The following is a 19,902-nucleotide window of genomic DNA, read 5'->3' as shown; positions in this document are numbered from 1 at the left end:
TTGGCTCAAAATAAACTTAATTTACAAACACACAAAAATTTTCTGCGGGTTCACGCGGTGTAATAAAATTATTTACAATAGCATCTGGGTCTGCATAGCCTAAAGCAATGGTACAAACCAGTTCTTCATGTTCAGGAGCATCTAAAACATTTAACACAATGCTGTGAAAATGGTTCCATGCTGCTTGTGGGCAAGTATCTAGTCCTCGTGCTTTGGCAGCAACCATGACATTTTGCATGAACATGGCGATATCCATTTTTGCGCCAATGCCCATTGCATTGGAAACAGTAAAAAATAATCCTACAGGTGCATCAAAAAGTTGAAAATTACGTAAAAGCTGTGCCGCCATTTTTTCTTTATCCCCTTTTTGGATGTTGAGTAGACCATAAAGTCCCCAACCATTTTCACGACGACGCTCAATAAAAGGGGAAACCCATTTTTCAGGATAATAAGCAAAAGTTTCTTGGTATTTGCTGTCTTGTTCAGGATGAAGAAACTGTTCAATTTGTGCTTGGCAGACGCGTTGAATTAAATGTTCTCGTTTTTCACCTGTGACAATATAAACCTTCCAAGGTTGGGTGTTACTTCCTGATGGTGAACGTGCAGCAACATTTAAAATATCTAAAATAGTCTCTTGTTTGACTGGTCGATTTAAAAAAGCGCGTACAGAATGACGTTGTGTAATGGCTTCATCAACATATTTAATTTGTTCAGGGTTCATAAAATATCCATATTGTTTTGTTAAATAGACTTTTCAAAATATAGACATTAGTCGTATATGCTTGGAAAATAAAAATAATTCAAAATGATAAATGTAAGAATATATAACAAAAATTGAAAAGTTAATCTAAAAAAAGAATTGAAAAGAATATCTTATTCGGTAAAACTGATTTTAATAAAGTTGTTGAGTTAAGATAGATTACAGATGTGTAATTCTTTTACATATAATGTTACTTTTATGTTTTAACTAAGTTTCAACGCTTTCATAATTTAACAAATAAAGCAAAGGTGCATATGTTGGTTGAGCAAGTTGAGAAATGATTGCTGCCAACAAACAAAAATATTGATTGCTTCAACATTATATAGGGGTGATTCAATCAATTTTTGCACGGATGCACAACATGATTAAAGACTAGGAGTATTTCATGGGTCTATTCCTCAACCGTAAAACATTTGTTTTGAAAAGCTTAGCCCTAACAGTAACTGCATTAATGGTTACTACAGCAAACGCAGCAACATCTGATCAAGAGGAAATTAAACAACTTCGTGAAGAAGTAGAAGCTTTAAAAGCTTTAGTACAACAACAGCAACAAGTACAACAACAGCAACAAGTTAAATTACAAGAAGTCGCATCTCAACCTGCTGCACCACAGTCACCATTAGCATCGTTAAAATCAAAAGCGGGCGCAGACGTTAACCTTTACGGTTTTGTCCGTGCAGATGCTTCTTATCAAGCAAAAGGTGGAGACGGTATTTTTAACCGTATCAATGAGGTTGATCTTAATAAAGCAGGCGATGAAAAAAATGATGATCGCCTTTACAGCACAGCCGCAACATCACGTATTGGTTTAGACTTTAAAGCACCCGTTCAAGGTGCAGATGTTGGCGGTAAAATCGAAATTGATTTTCGTGGTTCAGGTGACACCGTTCGTATTCGTCACGCTTACTTAAACTATAACAATTGGTTATTTGGTCAAACGACATCATCATTCTTATCAACTGAAACTCAGCCAGAAATGTTAGATTTCAACTCACCATTAGGGATTGGAACAAAACGTACTCCAATGGTTCGTTATAGCGATAAACTAGACGCAAATACTCAATACTTTGTTGGTTTAGAAAAAGGTCGTGACGAAAACCGTTTACCTGCGGCAACTGCAAAAATTAGCCATAAATTGGGTGATACTGCTTTGTTAACAGGTCGTGCTTTGATTCAAGAAGTACGTGCACGTGCTGCTGATGACGCAACCGAGTTTGGTTGGGGTGTTGGTTTAGGTGCTAAACTGAATCTTGCTGAACAATTAACAGTATTTGGTGATTATTCGCATGTAAAAGGTGATAATTTCTTCTTACTCTATACAGAAAACCCATATCAAGTTGAAACAAATAAAACGGATATTGAGTTAACTGATATTGATGCTGTGACGGTAGGCGCAACTTATAAAATCACACCTAAACTTCGTAGTACCATTGGTTATGGTGCAGCATTCTATGATGATAGTACTTTAGGTGCTGATGCGAATGAAAAGTTACAGCAAGGTTGGTTAAATGTGATGTATAGCCCAGTAAAACCAATCACTTTTGGTACTGAATATGTCTATGGTGAACGTGAAACTGTAGGCGGTGCAAAAGGTCGTGACAGTCGTTTAGGCGTAATGGCTAAATACGATTTCTAAGCTTTTAGCATAAATCAATAAATAGTAAAAACTGAGGCGCTTGTAGCCTCAGTTTTTGTTTACATATCACTAAAAAATATACACTTTATTTTTGTGTTAAAAACAATCAGAATGGCTTTTAAGTATAACTTTAGTCTAATAATAAGGTTGAATCGCTCATAAAATTGTAAAAAAAGCAGATATTTTTTTGAAATTCTGCATAATGTTGCATCTTTTTAGAATTGCTTATTAAACACGTTATTTAAAGCGATTTTTATACAGTATTAATTAATAATTAGTGCTGTAGATTCAGTTTATTCATGAGGTTATCCCTTTGGATAGGCTGTAATTCTAAGGTTTGATGAAATTATCAATTTATCAATGATAGAAGGAATACATATGATCTATAAACCATACTTCAGATTTCCATATTGTATTTTTATCTATTTAGAAATACAGCCACAATTCATGATCCAAGCGTAATTCAGAATAAGTTTTATTCTGTATTTCTTTTCGTTGTATAGTTTTTCATTACTTTTGGAATGCGTTCTCTTTTTAGAGTACATAAGACTATAGAACAAAAAGTATCACCTAGATTAAATGGAAATAATGATGGAATTTACTTTTAATGCTTTCTATACGCTGATAGCAGCAGTCATTGTACTGCTACTTGGGCGTTTCTTAGTGAACAAGATTGATTTTTTACGCAAATATAATATTCCAGAACCTGTAGCAGGGGGCTTGGTTGCAGCCGTAATTTCATTAATTGTGCATAATCTATTTGGTTATAGCATTACGACAAGTAGCGAGTTACAAACCAGTTTTATGTTGGTGTTCTTTGCTTCAATTGGTTTAAGTGCAAATTTTGCAAAACTCAAAGAAGGCGGAATAGGGCTCGTTATTTTCCTTGTCTGTGTCGCATCATTTATTATTGTGCAAGACCTTGTCGGGATGAGTTTAGCCTCTGTGCTGGGTTTAGACCCTCTTATTGGCTTGATCGCAGGTTCAATTACATTAACAGGTGGTCATGGTACAGCAGGGGCATGGGGTGAGATTTTAGAAACACAGCATGGTATTCAAGGCGCATTAGCATTGGGTATGGCAAGTGCGACATTTGGTTTAATCATCGGTGGGATTATTGGTGGACCATTAGCTAAACTATTGATTAATAAATATCAATTATCTAGCCCTAAAACAAACCAAGAAATTAATAATACAGATCAGCAAGTTAAAAGCGAATCTGAATTAGGTGAATATGTTCCTTTTGAGTATCCACAACAAGTTCGTTTAATCACAGCAGATAATGCGATTACGACGTTAGGTTTGTTTGCTGCATGTTTGGCTTTTGCTGAATTTATGACTGGCTTTAGTAAAGGTCATTGGTTTGAGTTGCCAACATTTGTTTGGGCGCTTGGTGGTGGTGTTATTTTACGTAATGTTCTAGAAAGTGTATTACGCATTAATATGTTTGATCGTGCGATTGATGTATTTGGTAATGCTGCACTTTCATTATATTTGGCTATGGCATTATTATCACTAAAACTATGGCAATTAGCAGATTTAGCTGGTCCATTGGTGGTGATTTTAACAGCACAAACCTTGACGATGGCACTTTATGCTGCGTTTGTGACATTCCGTGTTATGGGTAAAAACTATGATGCTGCGGTGCTTGCTGCGGGTCATTGTGGTTTTGGTATGGGGGCAACACCAACGGCTGTTGCAAACATGCAGGCAATTACCAATATGTATGGTCCTTCACATAAAGCATTTTTAATTGTACCTTTATGTGGTGCTTTCTTTGTCGATTTAATTAATGCAACAGTGATTCAAGTTATTCTTAAGTTTTTTGCTTAAAAATAAATGAGATGTAAAAAAGCTGATGATCAAACATCAGCTTTTTTATTTTAAAATTAAAGGCTTTAGTTTAATATTATAAGTTATTATTTTTATTGTATTTTTAATTTTATTTGTTTTGTTAATCTTCTATTAAATTTAAAACAAGATTCTTTTCAGATTATACTGATAAAATGTGACAGAAAAAATAACAGATTTTTTTGTGAGTCTGTGCTCTGATATATACAAAAGTGAGATGTCTATTTCTATGCAAAAAATAACTTTATGGCTTTTGTGTGGCTTTATGTTGATGGCTTGTCAAACGACACCATCAGAACATCCTGTAGCTAAAATTTCGTCTCCATCAGTGGCAAGCTCACAGCTACAACATAGTTTTTATAAGTTTAAAAATATTCATCATAAACCTGTTGTTGCGCTTGTTTTAGGCAGTGGTGGAGCACGAGGCTATGCTCATATTGGTGTCATTGAAGTTTTAGAAAAACAAGGTATTAAACCTGATTTTATTGTGGGAACAAGTGCAGGCAGTATTGTAGGTTCACTCTATGCAAGTGGTAAATCTGCACAAGAATTACGTGATATTGCATTAAATTTAAAAGTTAAAGATGTACGGGAGTTTAAAATTGGCTTAAAAGGTTTTTTTGATGGTCAAAAGGTTGAAGATTTTATCAATACGCAAGTCCAAAATCAGCCTTTAGAGCAGATGAAAATACCCATGTATGTTGTAGCAACAGAATTAAAAAATGGTCATAAAGTTGTTTTTAATTATGGAAATACGGGACAAGCAGTACGTGCCTCAGTATCCATACCAAGTATGTTTATTCCGACTGTAATTGGTGGTGAAGAATATGTGGATGGTGGCTTAGTCAGCCCAGTGCCTGTAGATGTTGCCAAAGAATTAGGTGCGGATATTGTGATTGCAGTCAATATCTTAGCTCAGCCTGTATATACTGAAACAAGTAATGTGTGGGGGTTATTTAACCAAAATATTAATATTATGCAAAATCATTTAGCAGCAGATGAACTGAAAAATGCAGATATTGTTATTCAGCCTGATTTACGTGAAAAAGCTCATATTTTTGATGTAAAAACTCGTGAATATACAATGAAAGTTGGGCAAGATGCTGCAAATGAGCGTTTAAATGATATCAAAGCAGTATTAAAAATTAAAAATAAAGCGCTGCAAAGCGAAGAGTTTGATGAATATAGTGTCCAAAATTAATATTGAACTCATTTATTTAAATTTAATCATCGGATAAATATAGTTATAATCTTGAGTGTTATACTTAAAAGTTATAAGCATTGTTTATGATGCCAGAGATTAGGTTATAGAAAATGAAAGCAATGTTCGTTGGGCAACAGGTAAAATTAGCAACACATCTAGATATGATTTTTGTCGTGACTAAAATCAACGCAGATCATTCTTATGCCATAAAAGCACAGTCAAATATGGCAGCTCAATTAAGTTATGATCATGTGGTTGCTGAAATGTTATGTGTCGTTGACGCAAAGAAATGACTTAAAAATCATTTAACTATAGATTTTATAAATGATTCACTTAAAAAGTATCATATAGGATAATGGTCAATTGCCGAATTAAACATTTTTTTTGATCGAAAAGATATATAATAATAGATCTATATCTCCTGCCTTAACACTGAGTCAAGAAAACAATGTCACCACTCGATCAAATGATCCCTGCAACAGAAGACCAATCTGAATTAACGATGTCAATTTTGATGACGCCTGACATGGCAAATTTTTCTGGTAATGTACATGGAGGTACCATTTTAAAGTTACTTGACCAAGTCGCTTATGCTTGTGCAAGTCGCTATTCTGGTAGTTATGTGGTTACGCTTTCAGTGGATAAAGTGAACTTCAAAGAGCCGATCCATGTGGGTGAATTAGTTACATTTCTAGCAAGTGTAAACCATGTGGGACGTACTTCGATGGAAATTGGAATACGTGTAGAAGCGCAAAATATTCAAAAACGTTCAGTTCGTCATACAAATAGTTGCTATTTTACGATGGTTGCTGTTGATGAAAACGGTAAACCAAAACAAATTCCATCATTAAATTTGGATAATGATTGGAAACGTTGTCGTTTTGAAGCTGCTGAACATCGTAAAGTTGCACGTTTGCAAGAAAATCATCATCCATCTTGCAGCATTTATAAAAAATCATCACATAACTAAAAGGTTTTTGTGAATGAAAGCTTCCTTTAAGGAAGCTTTTTTGTTTTATGTGATCATAAAAAAAGTGGTTGATTGAAGTTTTAGAAAAATTTAAGTACATCAGGACATGAATCATTTTCAGGATTGATTGTCAGTTTTCTAATCATTCATCGTTTTTAAGACTCACCTTAATTAAAATAAGTATTTATTGAAAAGAGTAATAATTTTTACAATGAAACGAAACGTATCGTCTCGTTTGGTGTAAGGATGAAGGAAATAGAAAAAGTCTCGCGTCGCCAACAATGTATTTTTAATGCAGTGACTGAGATCTTAGAAATACAGGACTATCGCAGCTTAACAATCGAAGATATTGCTCGTCGTGCTGGTGTAGGAAAGTCAACTATTTATCGTTGGTGGGCAGATAAGTCTGATTTAGTTTTCGATGCTTTTAAAGCACATACTGCATCGATTTTTGAAATGGATTTTTCTTTAAGTTTAGCAATGAATTTAGAGCAACAATTGTTAAAGCTGAGTCATGCTTTAGATCATGCCCTGGGACGAGCATTATTGGTCGTATTGGCGGAGCATCGTGAAGCGGCAGGTGAGTTTTTTAAACAATATCTAAGACCTCGTCGTGAAGAAACGCATAAGCTCATTCAAGTGGCAATTCGACGTCAAGAATTACAGGAAAATTATCCTTTTGAGTTGATGCTTGATACTTTATATGCACCTATTCATTATCAAATTATTTTCTTCAATCAAAGACCAAATATTGAGTATATTCAGCATTTAGTGAAGTTGGTTTTAGCTCCTGCTCAGTGGTTACAGGAGTCAAAAATTAATGAATAAACTGAAAAATGATTTGATCATAGGGGGAGATTTGCCCTTATGGAATCGTAATTTTATTTTATGTATTTTAAATAATTTATTTTTATTTATTTATTATTTTGCTTTTTTAACAATATTGCCTGTGTACATTATGCAGTCTTTAGGAGGCTCAATCCAAGAAGCAGGCTTAGGTTTAACTTTATTTTTACTTTCTTCAATTGCTGTAAGACCTTTTTCAGGTTTAATTATTCAAAAAATCGGGCAAAAGCGAGTTTTTCGAATGTCTGCTTTTTTCTTTATGCTATTTGCTTTTACTTATTTATGGGTTGATAGTTTATGGATTTTATTAGGACTGCGCTTTTTACATGGGATTTGGTTTAGCATTTTAACGACCGTTGCGGTGCCTATTGCCAATGAGTTTATTCCTGAGCGACGCAAGGGTGAGGGCATGGGATATTATGTCATGTCGATTAATTTAGCGGTTGTTTTGGGTCCCTTTATTGCCTTAACAGTCTTACAATACTCCGATTTTAATTTTTTATTTCAGTTGCTTACATTCATTATTTGTATCGGGTTTATATTTTGTTTGCTTATTCCTATCCCAAAGCAGCCTGAGTTAATACAAGTCGAAAAAACTAAAAAATTTGTGCTGTCTATTCATGATTTAATTGAGTTTAAAGTCATTCCTATAGCGTTTGTCGCACTGCTGACAGCCTTTGCTTATTCGAGTGTGATGAGTTTTATTGCAGCTTATGCTGAATCAAAGCATTTATTCTCTTATGTAAGTTTATTTTTTGTCATTTTTGCGGCATCAATGATGATGGTCAGACCTTGGGTTGGTAAGCTTTTTGATCAAAGAGGCGCAAATTTTGTCGTTTATCCTTCATTGGTCTGCTTTACGATCGGTCTAGTGATCATGAGTTTTATGTCTAATCAATGGATTTTATGGCTTGCTGCGGTATTTATTGGTATAGGCTACGGTTCATTATTTCCATGTTTTCAAACGATTGCGATTCAGTCCGTGCCTAAGGCTCGAATGGGGCATGCGATTGCAACACTATTTACTTTATTTGATTTGGGAATGGCTTTAGGGTCAGTTTGTATAGGGATTTTAATTGCAAAACTCGGTTATTCAGCGACATATTTAATTTGCGCCATTTTGACTGTTTTGACCTTACTTTTTTATAAGATCAAAGCAGCCCAACCACTCAATTCAATATGAAGCTTGTGCATTCATGCTTAAATTGAATCGTGTTTAGTTTCAAATGCATATAAATTTTGTGCATTTTGACCTAAAATTTGTTGACGTTCTTGTTCATCAGGAACAATTTTATGAAAAGCTTCAACCACTGATGCATAAGATACTTTTGACTCATGTTGTGTATTGGGCCAATCACTTCCCCAGACTAATTTATGTAGAAAACCTTTTGCTTTCAATAAAGCAAAAGCTTGGCTTGCAACATCAATATTTTCAGGAGATTGACCAAGTCGATAAAAAGCAGATACTTTAATCCAATGTTGATTGACATCTAACATATTTAAAAAATCTTGATAATCAGGATCTTGTATGCCTTTTATTGGGTCAATACGCCCAAAGTGATCAATCACAACATTGAGTTGGTAAGAGCGTAAAATCGGTAAAATTTGAACTAAATATGCAGGTGGAGCATGTAATTCAACTTGCCAATTCATGAATGACAAATGATTAAATAATGTATTCCAAGCTTTGTCTGAAAAATTCGGTAAGTTTTTGCCAAACAGATTTAAACGAATACCAACAATACCTTGTTGATTGAGTAAAATTAATTCGTTGATATGAATCACATGATCAACAACAGCAATACCTTTTAAGCGATCAGGATATTGTGCAATGGCTTGGAGCATTACACGATTATCTGTGCCAAAAAAACTGGGTTGTACCAAAACACCATGAGTGAGTTGGTGTTGATCCAAATGCGCAATATATTCGCTTACAGAAGCATCATAATCTGGTGTATAGCGTGCAGTTGCGATACAAGGATCATTTTTTGAAAATACATGGGCATGTGTATCAACAGCAAACATTTTTATCTCACATTACAAATTTAAGAATAAGTACAGCAATTAAGGCAGCGACTAAACCAACGGGAACAGCTCTAAATAGCAACTGATTAAAGAGTTGGTTTTTATCGACATCAGCAGGAGCTGATCCTAAAATTAAGCTTCCGCCAGACGAAAACGGGGAGATGGCGGAAGCTTGAGCACCAACAACGATGCAAAGGAAAAGGACAAGCGGGTTTAAGCCAGAAGCAAGCGCAATAGCAGGCACAATTGGGAAAAGCGTCGGTGCAACCACACCTAAAGTGCTTGAAAAAACAGACATAACAGCACTGATTAAACAAATCAGAATAGGGATAAGCCAAACAGGAACGTTATTTGCTAACCAGTCAGAGAGTTGAGTGATGACACCAAGTTTGACACCGAGTGCGATTAACATCCCCACACCACAGATCATGATGAGCGTATTCCATGGAACAAGTGCCATGACTTTTTTCTCGTCAGCCAATTTCATAAATAAGCTGATCAAGGCAAAGATAATCGCAATAAAGCCGATATCAATTTTTGAATTTAAGAAGGCAATAGTGTGTTGATCTGGCATCAATAAATTTAAAATTGGGAAGATCAATACAAGTGCCATCATGCCAAGGATGAGCGCAATAGATTTCTTTTGCTTGTCATCAAAAGCTTCAGGTTGAGTGTCTTCAATATGAATTGAATTACTATTACGGTTCCACAAGGTATATAAACCCAGTACCACAATCGGAATGATCAATGTCACCACAAAAATACCTGTGGCATAGCTAAAACCAGTTGCAGCGTCTACACCGACACTTTCCATCAAACTACGGAAAATAATGCCGCTTTGTGAGGTCATAAAGTTCGCACCTGCAAGCGCACCGTAATTCACTGCCATACCACCAATGATCATGCTCATATTGGTTTTTCGGCAAAGTAACAACGTGATCGGTGCCATAAATGCCAAAACGGTATAAAAACCAGCACCTAAAGCCGCAATAATGGTTGAAGCAAAAAAAACAGCTAAAGGTAATAATTGCGGAAATTTACGGCATTTATAGAGAAGATGACTAGCAAGCTTTTCAAGTGCTCCATTAGCAAGAGCAAAGTTATAAAACAAAGTCACAGAAAAAATAATAAAGAAAATTTTTACAGGCCACAGCTCAATAATTTCGGATGGTTTTAAGCCCATACCAAAACAACCAATTAAATAGCTAAAAATAATCGTAAAAAATCCGATATTGATTTTCGTGACATAGCCCAAGCCAATCGATATGGCTAAAGCAGCAAGAATAAGCATAGTCATTTGTCATCTCTCCTTGACAGTCTATGACTCATAAATACATTTAAAGATATAAACATATATATGTTTGAATGTTTATATTAAAAGCTGATGTGTTATGATTGTCAAATCTAAATTTTGTAATAGTTATGCAAATGCTTGATGAAAATGCATTTAAAAATTTTAAGCTGCCTCGTTATGAACAGGTTCGCTGGCAAATTCAAAAGCTTTTAGTTCAGTCAAAATGGACGATTGAAGAACCGATTCCATCTGAACAAGAGTTAGCAAGTATGTACAGTGTCTCTGTGGGGACTGTGCGCAAAGCAGTTGAATGCTTGGTAGAAGACGGTCTGTTGATTAAATTACAAGGCAGAGGAACGTTTCTAAGACAGCCAAACTTTGCTACGTCATTGATGCGTTTTTTCCGCATGCGTAATCAATTTGGCAAGGATGTACAACCGATTGGTGAAATTAAAAAATTACAGGTTGTTGATGCGATTCCAGAAATTAATCAAAAACTTAATCTGAATGAACAAGCATCTTTGATTTATATTGAACGTGTGCGTTTGAATGAAAATACAGTGGTCTTGAGCGAGAAGATTTGGTTGCCAGAAACCTTATTTACAGTATTAACTACGCTAGAATTAAAAGATTTCGCAAATTTACTTTATCCATTTTATTATGAAAAATGCGGACAATTTGTTTCATCGGCAACGGAGCAATTATCTTTTAAGAAAAATCTACAAGATCCGTATTTAAATAATCAACAATCTGATGCTTTGGTACAAGTGTGTCGTATCGCTAAAAACATTGAAGGTGATCCGATTGAATATCGTGAATCTTTGGGTTTTGCAGAAAACTTTAATTATGAAATCACCATTCATTAATCAGCATTCTCATTGAGATCATTAAATTTATATAAATCAAAAAAGAAAAAGACCAGATCGCAGCTTGATCTGGTCTTTTTCATTGGTTCAGTCTCTACAACTGACTTAACCGTATTGCTCTTCAGAGGGAGTGAAGTTAATTATTGATTCGCTTGAGGTGCTGCTGGTGCAGTGCCTTCAGCCGCACTTTCTGTTGTTGGTTGTTCAGAAGAAGGTTGAGCTGCCGCAGAAGCATCCTCAGTTGTTGTTGCAGATTCTTGAGTTGAAACCACTACTTTCTCAGCTTCATCAGCCGCTTGTTCAGCCGTCGCAGCAAAAGAAGCAGTTGCAGCAGTTAAAGCAAAAGTTGTAGCTAAAAGTGTTTTAACGAGTTTCATATTTGGCATCCTTTATTCATTAAAAAATAGTCCGTGATTTATTGTGTTGTCTGTATTGATTGATAAATTGCTAGGTGACAACAATCACTAGTGGACGAAAATCATGCTAAGCGGTGAACTACTTTTAGGCAACCTTATGAACAAAGGAAAACAGTTTGAGTTACGTAATGGACATAAAGCGCCAATTTTTGTGTAATTCTTGTGAAAAATTCTTCATTTTGTCTGCTTAAAATGTGTGAAAATATTAAAAAATGATTAAAAAATAATCTATAAAATTACGGATGAGAAACAAAAAAAGAAAAATTGAGTGATTTAAGAGAATTTATTTAAAAAATAAAAAAATATTTGATTTAAATTAAAGTCTATAATAATCAATTGCTTGTTTAAAATGAGAAATGCTAAAAATAGATTTTTTATCAAAAAAATGATTGGCTTAGCATGTATATGTCTATTTTCATAAATTCTTTATATGAATACTTGCACAATAAACCCTAAACTAAGATTTAACTTTTAATATTATTGATAGATTGGGCATGCTCCATGAAAATTATTCCTGCTGCAACGGTAAAAACACATATTATTTCTGGTTTTTTAGGTGCAGGAAAAACCACTTTATTGCAGCAACTTTTACAGCAAAAGCCTGAAAATGAAACGTGGGCAATTTTAATGAATGAGTTTGGTGAAATTGGTGTAGATCAGCAACTTTTACCGAATGCTCAAGGTTTTGAAGTAAAAGAATTATTGGGAGGCTGTTTGTGTTGCAGCAGCCAATTGCCTATGCAAATTGCATTGTCACGTTTGATTCAAGAAAAACAACCAGATCGTTTATTTATTGAACCTACGGGTTTGGGGCATCCTGCCCAACTTCTAGAACAATTAACAGAACCACATTGGCAAACTCAAATTGATATGCGAGCGTTGGTTACGGTGATTGACGGTTCACGTTTGCATGATGCAGCATGGGTTAAGCAAGATTTATATCAAGATCAACTGAAAGCTGCACAGATTGTTGTGGTTTCACATCAAGACAGCATGTCAGAACATGATCAACAAGTTTTAGCACAATTCAAAAATGAGTATTTGGCTGATATACAACATTGGCTCATGTCGGAACAAGGGAATATTGAACTGGCGCAAATTGACCTACCTCATCAAGGGATACAACGAAAAATCGTGCCTTTGATTCATATCCAAAAACAGTTAAATCGCACAGAAGCGTTACCTGTAATTAAACAGCTCCCTTACCATTATGTTGAAAGTGCAAATGGTTATACGGTTGCAGGTTGGAAGTTTTCTAAACGTTGGCAGTTTGATTTTTATGATGTGCTAGATGTGTTATGTGATCAGAAAAAATGGTTAAGAATAAAAGGTATTTTTAATACCAATCAAGGTTGGATGGTGTTCAATTTTAATCCCGAAGATTTAAATTATAAGTCAACCGAAGAAGGACTAGATAACCGTGTTGAAATGATTACCCAACAAGATCAAGATTGGGAAAGTTTTGAAACTGCACTTTTAAAATGTCGTATTGATTCCTTGGAAAAAGCGCAGTAATCCAATGCAAAATCTTATAGACTGAGCGCCATATTTTAGAACTTGATTTTTGGACGGATTATGGCGCTTAAAGCAACTATTTATAAAGTAGATTTAAATATTGCCAATATGGATGTACATCAATATGGCGATTATCAATTGACGATGGCGCTACATCCATCTGAAACGATTGAACGTTTGATGGTACGAGTTTTGGCATTTGCGCGTTTTGCTGATGAACAATTGGTATTTACTAAAGATTTATTTGAAACTGATGAGCCTGCATTGTGGGAAAAAGATTTGACAGGGCAGTTGGTAAAATGGGTTGAGGTCGGTTTACCTGACGAAGATAAAGTTAAAAAAGCAGCAGCACGTTGTAAAGATGTTGCTGTAATTGCTTATGGTTCAGCAGTTGCAGAATGGTATAAACGTAGTTCAAAGCTCAAAACCTTATCCAATGTGCAAGTATGGCAACTGTCAGAAGCAACAACGACAGCGATTCAACAATTATGTGAGCGCACGATGCAGTTACAGCTCAATGTGATGGATGGTGAATGGACACTCATCGGTGACAATGCTCAAGCACTGATTGAGTGGACACAGTTACAGTAAAACTGCATTTAAATACAGTCCAATTTAAATGTAGACCTAATCGAAAGTGAAAGTGGAGTAAAAGACATGACAGCAGCGTTAGAAATTATTGATTTAGTGGTTGGTGAAGGTAAAGAAGCAGTAAAAGGTGCTTTAATTACAACACATTATACAGGTTGGTTAGAAGACGGAACTAAATTTGATTCGTCACTAGATCGTGGTAACTATTTTGAAACTGTGATCGGTACAGGTCGTGTGATTAAAGGTTGGGATCAAGGTATTATTGGAATGAAAGTGGGTGGTAAACGTAAATTGATCGTGCCTGCACATTTGGCTTATGGTGAGCGTAAAATGGGTAATATTATTCCTGCAAACTCAAATTTGATTTTTGAAATTGAATTATATGATGTAAAAACACGTGACTAAGCATGTGATCAAACATGTAAATTGTTTTTGAATCTTCCCCTTGTAGAATGCTTCTCTTTTTAAAGCTGAGCAGCAAAAATGCGTAACAAGGGGAGATGTTTTAAAATCTATATAAACAAACAAGTTTTAACAAAGACTTTATTTTTTGAGTATATTCATCATAAATAAAATAAGTAGTTTTGTGAGAAGATGTAATATCAGTCAAACCAATAGAATGTGTAATATCTATCAGAATTAAAAACAAAAATGATCAATTGAGTGCTAACTTTCTATAAGTTAGTGTATGGCATTATTTGCAAACAAAACAAAACTTTCATTTTAATATTCACTTCAGGATTATACCTTATAAAATATCTACAGTAAGGATGTTTGATTTTTTGTGTTTTTTATCTTGGATTGAGTGGCGATCAGCGCTTATTTGGCTGCAAAAGAAACTGTACAAAATTTTGAGGGTACAGTTTTTTCGTTACTGGATTTGTCCAGTTGGATTTAAGATAAATCATAAAATCAGCATTCATAAAAAGTTCATGAGCTAAAAATTTATGTTGAATTGTTTTTTTAAACCAATTGTTGCTTGTTTAACGATGCTGGCTGCTTCTATGAGTATGATGTCAAATGCTGAAACGCTCAAACCAGATCCTCGTTCTTTAACGATCATTGGTTATCATGAGATTACAGATCATGAACATGCTTTAATTCCACAATATGCCATTAAATCTAAACAATTTGCTGAGCAAATTAAATCTTTGCAGCAAGATGGTTTTCACTTTATTAGTGTAGATCAATTGATTCAGGCAAATCAGGGAAAATATAAATTACCCAAAAAACCGTTGTTGCTTACTGTGGATGATGGTTATCAAAGTTTTTATCAATATGCATATCCACTTGTTAAGGCATTAAAAGTTCCAGTTGTTTTATCTGTTGTTGGGTCATGGATAGATACGCAAGGTAAAGAAGTCAGTTTTGGTGATCAGACCATTCCTCGTCATGATATTTTGACTTGGGATGAGCTAAAAGAAATGCAAGACAGTGGTTATGTCGAAATTGGGAGTCATAGTTACGACTTACATCGTGGGATTTTAGGCAATCCACAAGGGAATTCAGAACCAGCAGCAACAACACGTTTATATTCACCTGAAAATAAAAGCTACGAAACAGATGCTGCTTATGCAGAGCGTATTTATACAGATTTAAAGAAAAATAATGACTTATTAAAGCAACATGGGATTCGTAGCCCACGTGTCATGGTGTGGCCTTATGGTCAGTACAATATGAAAACGATTGAAATTGCGAATCAATTAGGCATGCCTATCACCATTACTTTAGATGACGGAAGTAATGATGTTAAACAGTCGTTGAGTCATTTAAATCGAATTTTAATCGAAAGTGACACGACACGTGAGGACTTATTAAAAGATATACATACACGTGAAATGGGCTTAAATGACAATAATCGTCCACAAAAGATTATGCATGTCGATTTAGACTATTTGTATGATCCTGATCCTGCTCAAGAAGAACGAAATATTGGTCTATTACTTGATCGTATTCAGGCAATGAAAGTCAATACAGTGTATTTACAAGCTTTTTCTGATCCAGATGCAGATGGTTCAGCAGATATGGTGTATTTCCCAAATCGTTATTTACCTATGCGTGCAGATTTGTTTAATCGAGTTGCTTGGCAAATCCAGTCGCGTACTCAAGTGACACGTTTATATGCATGGATGCCACTTTTGGCATGGAATTTACCCAAAGAAAACCCTGTTTCACAGCAGTTGGTGGTCACTCAACAAGCTGAAAAATCTGACCATTTAAATATGGGTTATCATCGTTTATCTCCTTATTCTGCTCAAGCAAGAGAGGTGATTCGAGGGATTTATGAAGACCTTGCAAAGTCATCTGAGTTCAATGGTATTCTTTTTCATGATGATACAACGCTATCTGACTATGAAGACAGTAGTTCTTATGCTTTAAGTGCTTATAAAGCAGCAGGTATTTCAACTGATCTAGATGCTGTGCGTAAAGATGAAGCACAATTACAAAAATGGACAGCATTTAAGACCAAAACCATTGATGATTTTGCAATGCAAATGGCAGATCAGATTCGTTATTACCATCCTTATTTGGTGACAGCACGTAATATGTATGCCCAAGTGGCTTTAAATGCATATTCGGAAAATTGGTACGCACAGTCCTTGGAACAATCACTCAATCGTTATGATTTTACAGCAATTATGGCAATGCCTTATATGGAGCAAGTTGACGATCAAGAAAAATTCTTTAAAGATATTGTAAATCGTGTCAAGTCTTATCCAAATGGATTGAAAAAAACAGTATTTGAATTACAAGCACTCAACTGGCGAAATAATCAACCCGTTCCCACACAAGAGATGGCTGATACGATAAAATCACTCTATCAGCAGGGTGCGATGCACATTGCCTATTATCCTGATGATCCTTTCAAAAATCATCCAGATCCAAAAATTATGCGTGATGTCTTTGGCTTAAAAACCAATCGTCTCGTTCCTTAATAGTACTCGATATGAATTTTTTACAGCAGTTCTGGCATATGGCGTTGGATTTTGTATTTTTTTATCCATTATTTATGTCATATCTTTGGATGATTGGCGCGGTGATTTTCTTCCGTAAGGAAAAAAAAGAACCACCTTATGATCAACCTAATCCGTTAATGGCATATCCTAAAGTTGCTGTATTAGTTCCTTGTTTTAATGAGGGAGAAAATGCAGAAGAAACTTTAAGTCATGCATTACAGTTAAATTATCCACATTTTGAAGTGATTGCGATTAATGATGGTAGTTCTGATCATACCGCACAAATTTTGGATGCTTTAGCTCAGAAATACCCAAAATTACGTGTAGTGCATCTTGCGAAAAATCAGGGTAAAGCCATGGCTTTACAGGCAGGAAGTCTATTGACAGATGCTGAATATTTGATTGGGATTGATGGTGATGCTCTATTAGACCCTCATGCTGCGGTGTGGATGATACGACATTTTTTAGCAGACCCAAGTGTTGCAGCAGTTACAGGTAATCCACGTATTCGTACACGTTCTACCTTATTAGGGCGAATACAAGTTGGTGAGTTTTCTTCTATCGTGGGGTTGATTAAACGTGCTCAACGAAGTTTTGGACGACTTTTTACGGTTTCTGGTGTGATTACTGCATTTCGTAAAAGTGCTGTACATGATGTTGGTTACTGGTCACCCAATGCCTTAACTGAAGATATTGATATTACATGGAAGTTACAACGTGCAGGTTGGAATATTCATTTTGAACCCAATGCTTTGGTGTGGATTTTAATGCCTGAAACCTTAAATGGTTTATGGAAACAGCGTTTACGTTGGGCAATGGGTGGCGCACAAGTCCTTATTAAAAATATCGATGTTGTATTTAAACCTAAATTAAATTATCTTTGGCCCCTGATTTTAGAACTGGTTTTGACATTAGTTTGGTCATATTTAATGCTCGCGGTTGCAATTATTTGGGTGTTGCATTTTATAATCCCAAGCATTGCGATCAGTCAAAACGTGAGTTCTCCTTTTTTACCGTATGGAAGCGGAATTCTTTTGGGTTTAAGTTGTTTACTTCAGTTTGCTTTAAGCAAATGGATGGATAGTAGATACGAACCTAATCTATTAAAAAACTATTATTGGATGATTTGGTATCCTTTTGTTTTTTGGTTAATTACGTTAACAGCAAGTATTGTAGCATTTCCAAAAGTATTGCTACGTGGTCATGGAAAGCGTGCGCGTTGGATCAGCCCTGATAGAGGTATGCGATCTTAATGGCATTGTTTGAGTATAGGTAAAAATGAAAGCCAGTAATCTGATTATTGATTTACGTCAACAATTGCCTTGGCATAAGCGATATATATCAACAACATCAACAGCCATGTTATGGGGTGTTTGGATTTTATTGTGGCGCCCATTACTCTTGCTTATTGGGGTGATTGGTATACAAAAGCCACATATTGTTCACAACATTATGCAAGCTTTTACGGTAATATTACAGCATGGTTTAATTGCATTGATGGTCTGTGCATTGAGTTTGTTGTTATGGAACCGTTTTATTCCTGCAAAAACACCAGAGCAAGCTAAGACTAAATCTTTATCTGATTATGCTGAACATTTTGCTTTAAATGAACAAGAGATTGATGAAGGTCGACACCAGAAGATCAGTATTGTCCATCATGATGAACATGGCAAAATCATTTCAATTCAATAAATCTAACGATAAAAATCCCACATCTAAGTGGGATTTTTTACGACACTTATTTACCGTGCTATGACAGGGAAGGCAGATTTTTTATATGGATCAACGTTTGTGCAAAAAATAAATTCGGCTGAAAGCATTCGAGGCTTAGCGTGTTTAGCTGTGGTTTTTTCACATTTAAGCCTAAGCTTTGTTCCATATTTGCATTATTTTGATGTCAATGATGTTGCTAATAATCAATTGATTTATGCGATTCATCATTCACCTTTTGCATTTTGGTATTCGGGAACGGCTGCTGTTTTTATCTTTTTTGTGCTGAGTGGTTATGTTTTGAGTTATGCCATTTGTAAAAATCCTGCACAGATTTCCTTTAAGCTTAAAAATATGTGGATTAAACGTTATCCGCGTTTAATGATTCCTGCTTTATTTTCTTGTCTATTGATCTGGATTGTATTTAATACCATTAAGATTGATAGTCAGCATGCTGGCGGATGGCTACAAAGTTATGTCACTCAAGTTTTTTCATTAAAAACTGTTTTTTATGAAGGCACAATTGGTTCTTTTCTTTTTGCAGAAAGTAATATTAATTGGGTACTTTGGACGATGACCATTGAATTACTTGGTTCATTTACTTTATTTATCTTAATTGGGTTACGCCAACTGCATCATGTCGTATTTTTTATAGGCTCAATTGTCTTTGCCTACTTTGCTTATTATTGGCGTGGTGAAGGCTTTTGTATGGGAATCTCTAGCTTTATTATTGGCATGTATATTTATTTTTATGGTCGCCAAATTTCGCTTTTATGTGCAAGCACATTACTAATTTTAGGTTTATATTTAGCAGGTGCGCATAATACAAGTCAGTCATATGTTTGGTTATATGAATGGCTTGGTAATCGAACCTATGAGTATGGCAATTTTTTTGCGGGTATTTTGATTGTTTATAGTATTTTAATGAATCAAAAACTATCAAATATATTAGATCAGCCTTTATTGGTTTGGTTAGGTAAATTATCTTTTTCAGTATATTTGCTACATTTAATGTTGATGTATCTGATTTGTCTGCCATTTTTAAATTTATTTTTAAGTTGGGGATGGAGCTATTTGAGTGCTGTGATGTGGGCATCAAGTATTTTTATTATTGTTACTCTCGGTGTTGCCCAAGTTTATAGTCATTATGTTGATGAACTTTCTATTCATGTCAGTCAAAAAATCGCAAAGCTCATTTTAAAACCTAAAGCCAAAGTATCATAAAGATACAGTTTTTTGATTCAGTTTATTTTGCGACATC

At 35.1% G+C, this 19,902-nt stretch carries 19 protein-coding genes; 15 read left to right on the top strand and 4 right to left on the bottom strand.

Annotated elements, in window-relative coordinates:
- Positions 1-16: 16 nt before the first annotated feature.
- Entirely contained in the window at positions 17-721 is a 705-nt protein-coding gene (locus tag HX005_RS03360; protein ID WP_286376278.1) for a nitroreductase, read from the bottom strand.
- Between the two features lie 424 nt (positions 722-1,145).
- Between HX005_RS03360 and HX005_RS03355 the strand changes: the two genes are divergently transcribed.
- From HX005_RS03355 to HX005_RS03325, 7 genes are all read left to right on the top strand, one after another.
- A complete protein-coding gene (locus tag HX005_RS03355; protein WP_107007438.1) occupies positions 1,146-2,396 on the top strand; it encodes a DcaP family trimeric outer membrane transporter in 1,251 nt (416 codons plus the stop codon).
- 591 nt (positions 2,397-2,987) lie between these two features.
- A complete protein-coding gene (gene gltS / locus HX005_RS03350; protein WP_286376277.1) occupies positions 2,988-4,229 on the top strand; it encodes a sodium/glutamate symporter in 1,242 nt (413 codons plus the stop codon).
- Positions 4,230-4,476: 247 nt separating this feature from the next.
- The gene (locus tag HX005_RS03345; RefSeq protein ID WP_171405085.1) at positions 4,477-5,448 is read left to right on the top strand and encodes a patatin-like phospholipase family protein; all 972 of its coding nucleotides are present in this window, start codon (positions 4,477-4,479) and stop codon (positions 5,446-5,448) included.
- A gap of 113 nt (positions 5,449-5,561) precedes the next feature.
- Positions 5,562-5,744, top strand: coding sequence for a hypothetical protein (locus tag HX005_RS03340; protein WP_107007441.1), 183 nt, complete (start codon positions 5,562-5,564; stop codon positions 5,742-5,744).
- A gap of 155 nt (positions 5,745-5,899) precedes the next feature.
- Positions 5,900-6,421 carry an acyl-CoA thioesterase gene (locus tag HX005_RS03335; protein ID WP_107007442.1) on the top strand — a complete coding sequence of 174 codons (522 nt, stop codon included), beginning with the start codon at positions 5,900-5,902 and terminating at the stop codon, positions 6,419-6,421.
- A 246-nt stretch (positions 6,422-6,667) separates the two neighbouring features.
- Positions 6,668-7,249 carry a TetR/AcrR family transcriptional regulator gene (locus HX005_RS03330; RefSeq protein WP_286376276.1) on the top strand — a complete coding sequence of 194 codons (582 nt, stop codon included), beginning with the start codon at positions 6,668-6,670 and terminating at the stop codon, positions 7,247-7,249.
- Positions 7,242-8,450 (top strand): MFS transporter, encoded by a 1,209-nt coding sequence (locus HX005_RS03325; protein ID WP_286376275.1) that lies wholly within the window; start codon positions 7,242-7,244, stop codon positions 8,448-8,450. The genes HX005_RS03330 and HX005_RS03325 overlap by 8 nt, the downstream gene beginning before the upstream one ends.
- A gap of 17 nt (positions 8,451-8,467) precedes the next feature.
- Here HX005_RS03325 and HX005_RS03320 read toward each other — a convergent pair whose 3' ends face one another.
- Both HX005_RS03320 and HX005_RS03315 read right to left on the bottom strand, forming a co-directional pair.
- Positions 8,468-9,292: an amidohydrolase family protein gene (locus tag HX005_RS03320; RefSeq protein WP_286376274.1), complete on the bottom strand. Its 825-nt coding sequence runs from the start codon at positions 9,290-9,292 to the stop codon at positions 8,468-8,470.
- A gap of 7 nt (positions 9,293-9,299) precedes the next feature.
- A complete protein-coding gene (locus tag HX005_RS03315; RefSeq protein ID WP_286376273.1) occupies positions 9,300-10,589 on the bottom strand; it encodes an SLC13 family permease in 1,290 nt (429 codons plus the stop codon).
- A gap of 131 nt (positions 10,590-10,720) precedes the next feature.
- Between HX005_RS03315 and HX005_RS03310 the strand changes: the two genes are divergently transcribed.
- On the top strand, positions 10,721-11,452 hold the full coding sequence (locus tag HX005_RS03310; protein ID WP_286376389.1) for a GntR family transcriptional regulator: 732 nt from the start codon (positions 10,721-10,723) through the stop codon (positions 11,450-11,452).
- Between the two features lie 140 nt (positions 11,453-11,592).
- On the opposite strand, the gene HX005_RS03305 is transcribed toward HX005_RS03310, so the two are convergent.
- Complete coding sequence (locus tag HX005_RS03305) at positions 11,593-11,829, bottom strand: hypothetical protein (RefSeq protein ID WP_107007447.1); 237 nt, start codon at positions 11,827-11,829, stop codon at positions 11,593-11,595.
- 540 nt (positions 11,830-12,369) lie between these two features.
- Between HX005_RS03305 and HX005_RS03300 the strand changes: the two genes are divergently transcribed.
- From HX005_RS03300 to HX005_RS03270, 7 genes are all read left to right on the top strand, one after another.
- Complete coding sequence (locus HX005_RS03300) at positions 12,370-13,383, top strand: CobW family GTP-binding protein (RefSeq protein WP_286376272.1); 1,014 nt, start codon at positions 12,370-12,372, stop codon at positions 13,381-13,383.
- Positions 13,384-13,443: 60 nt separating this feature from the next.
- Positions 13,444-13,974 carry a YaeQ family protein gene (locus HX005_RS03295; RefSeq protein WP_107007449.1) on the top strand — a complete coding sequence of 177 codons (531 nt, stop codon included), beginning with the start codon at positions 13,444-13,446 and terminating at the stop codon, positions 13,972-13,974.
- Between the two features lie 66 nt (positions 13,975-14,040).
- Entirely contained in the window at positions 14,041-14,379 is a 339-nt protein-coding gene (locus HX005_RS03290) for an FKBP-type peptidyl-prolyl cis-trans isomerase (protein ID WP_107007450.1), read from the top strand.
- A 542-nt stretch (positions 14,380-14,921) separates the two neighbouring features.
- Positions 14,922-16,910 (top strand): poly-beta-1,6-N-acetyl-D-glucosamine N-deacetylase PgaB, encoded by a 1,989-nt coding sequence (pgaB, locus tag HX005_RS03285; protein WP_107007451.1) that lies wholly within the window; start codon positions 14,922-14,924, stop codon positions 16,908-16,910.
- An 11-nt stretch (positions 16,911-16,921) separates the two neighbouring features.
- Entirely contained in the window at positions 16,922-18,184 is a 1,263-nt protein-coding gene (pgaC, locus tag HX005_RS03280) for a poly-beta-1,6-N-acetyl-D-glucosamine synthase (RefSeq protein ID WP_286376271.1), read from the top strand.
- A 25-nt stretch (positions 18,185-18,209) separates the two neighbouring features.
- Positions 18,210-18,623: a poly-beta-1,6-N-acetyl-D-glucosamine biosynthesis protein PgaD gene (gene pgaD, locus HX005_RS03275; RefSeq protein WP_286376270.1), complete on the top strand. Its 414-nt coding sequence runs from the start codon at positions 18,210-18,212 to the stop codon at positions 18,621-18,623.
- A 60-nt stretch (positions 18,624-18,683) separates the two neighbouring features.
- Entirely contained in the window at positions 18,684-19,865 is a 1,182-nt protein-coding gene (locus tag HX005_RS03270) for an acyltransferase family protein (protein ID WP_286376269.1), read from the top strand.
- Positions 19,866-19,902 lie beyond the last annotated feature (37 nt).

The sequence above is a fragment of the Acinetobacter sp. R933-2 genome (genome assembly GCF_030325485.1).
Taxonomy (GTDB): domain Bacteria; phylum Pseudomonadota; class Gammaproteobacteria; order Pseudomonadales; family Moraxellaceae; genus Acinetobacter; species Acinetobacter sichuanensis.
The sequence above is the reverse complement of the archived record's forward strand: the minus strand, read 5'-3'. Positions and strand labels throughout refer to the sequence as shown.

What these genes read in the sequence shown, in the direction of transcription:
- gltS (WP_286376277.1), top strand. Translation starts at nt 2,988, where the DNA reads ATGGAATTTACTTTTAATGCTTTCTATACGCTGATAGCAGCAGTCATT.
- HX005_RS03300 (WP_286376272.1), top strand. Translation starts at nt 12,370, where the DNA reads ATGAAAATTATTCCTGCTGCAACGGTAAAAACACATATTATTTCTGGT.
- pgaD (WP_286376270.1), top strand. Translation starts at nt 18,210, where the DNA reads ATGAAAGCCAGTAATCTGATTATTGATTTACGTCAACAATTGCCTTGG.
- HX005_RS03355 (WP_107007438.1), top strand. Translation starts at nt 1,146, where the DNA reads ATGGGTCTATTCCTCAACCGTAAAACATTTGTTTTGAAAAGCTTAGCC.
- HX005_RS03270 (WP_286376269.1), top strand. Translation starts at nt 18,684, where the DNA reads ATGACAGGGAAGGCAGATTTTTTATATGGATCAACGTTTGTGCAAAAA.
- HX005_RS03335 (WP_107007442.1), top strand. Translation starts at nt 5,900, where the DNA reads ATGTCACCACTCGATCAAATGATCCCTGCAACAGAAGACCAATCTGAA.
- HX005_RS03315 (WP_286376273.1), bottom strand. Translation starts at nt 10,589, where the DNA reads ATGACTATGCTTATTCTTGCTGCTTTAGCCATATCGATTGGCTTGGGC.
- HX005_RS03325 (WP_286376275.1), top strand. Translation starts at nt 7,242, where the DNA reads ATGAATAAACTGAAAAATGATTTGATCATAGGGGGAGATTTGCCCTTA.
- HX005_RS03330 (WP_286376276.1), top strand. Translation starts at nt 6,668, where the DNA reads ATGAAGGAAATAGAAAAAGTCTCGCGTCGCCAACAATGTATTTTTAAT.
- HX005_RS03310 (WP_286376389.1), top strand. Translation starts at nt 10,721, where the DNA reads ATGCTTGATGAAAATGCATTTAAAAATTTTAAGCTGCCTCGTTATGAA.
- pgaC (WP_286376271.1), top strand. Translation starts at nt 16,922, where the DNA reads ATGAATTTTTTACAGCAGTTCTGGCATATGGCGTTGGATTTTGTATTT.
- pgaB (WP_107007451.1), top strand. Translation starts at nt 14,922, where the DNA reads ATGTTGAATTGTTTTTTTAAACCAATTGTTGCTTGTTTAACGATGCTG.
- HX005_RS03290 (WP_107007450.1), top strand. Translation starts at nt 14,041, where the DNA reads ATGACAGCAGCGTTAGAAATTATTGATTTAGTGGTTGGTGAAGGTAAA.
- HX005_RS03320 (WP_286376274.1), bottom strand. Translation starts at nt 9,292, where the DNA reads ATGTTTGCTGTTGATACACATGCCCATGTATTTTCAAAAAATGATCCT.
- HX005_RS03295 (WP_107007449.1), top strand. Translation starts at nt 13,444, where the DNA reads ATGGCGCTTAAAGCAACTATTTATAAAGTAGATTTAAATATTGCCAAT.
- HX005_RS03360 (WP_286376278.1), bottom strand. Translation starts at nt 721, where the DNA reads ATGAACCCTGAACAAATTAAATATGTTGATGAAGCCATTACACAACGT.
- HX005_RS03340 (WP_107007441.1), top strand. Translation starts at nt 5,562, where the DNA reads ATGAAAGCAATGTTCGTTGGGCAACAGGTAAAATTAGCAACACATCTA.
- HX005_RS03305 (WP_107007447.1), bottom strand. Translation starts at nt 11,829, where the DNA reads ATGAAACTCGTTAAAACACTTTTAGCTACAACTTTTGCTTTAACTGCT.
- HX005_RS03345 (WP_171405085.1), top strand. Translation starts at nt 4,477, where the DNA reads ATGCAAAAAATAACTTTATGGCTTTTGTGTGGCTTTATGTTGATGGCT.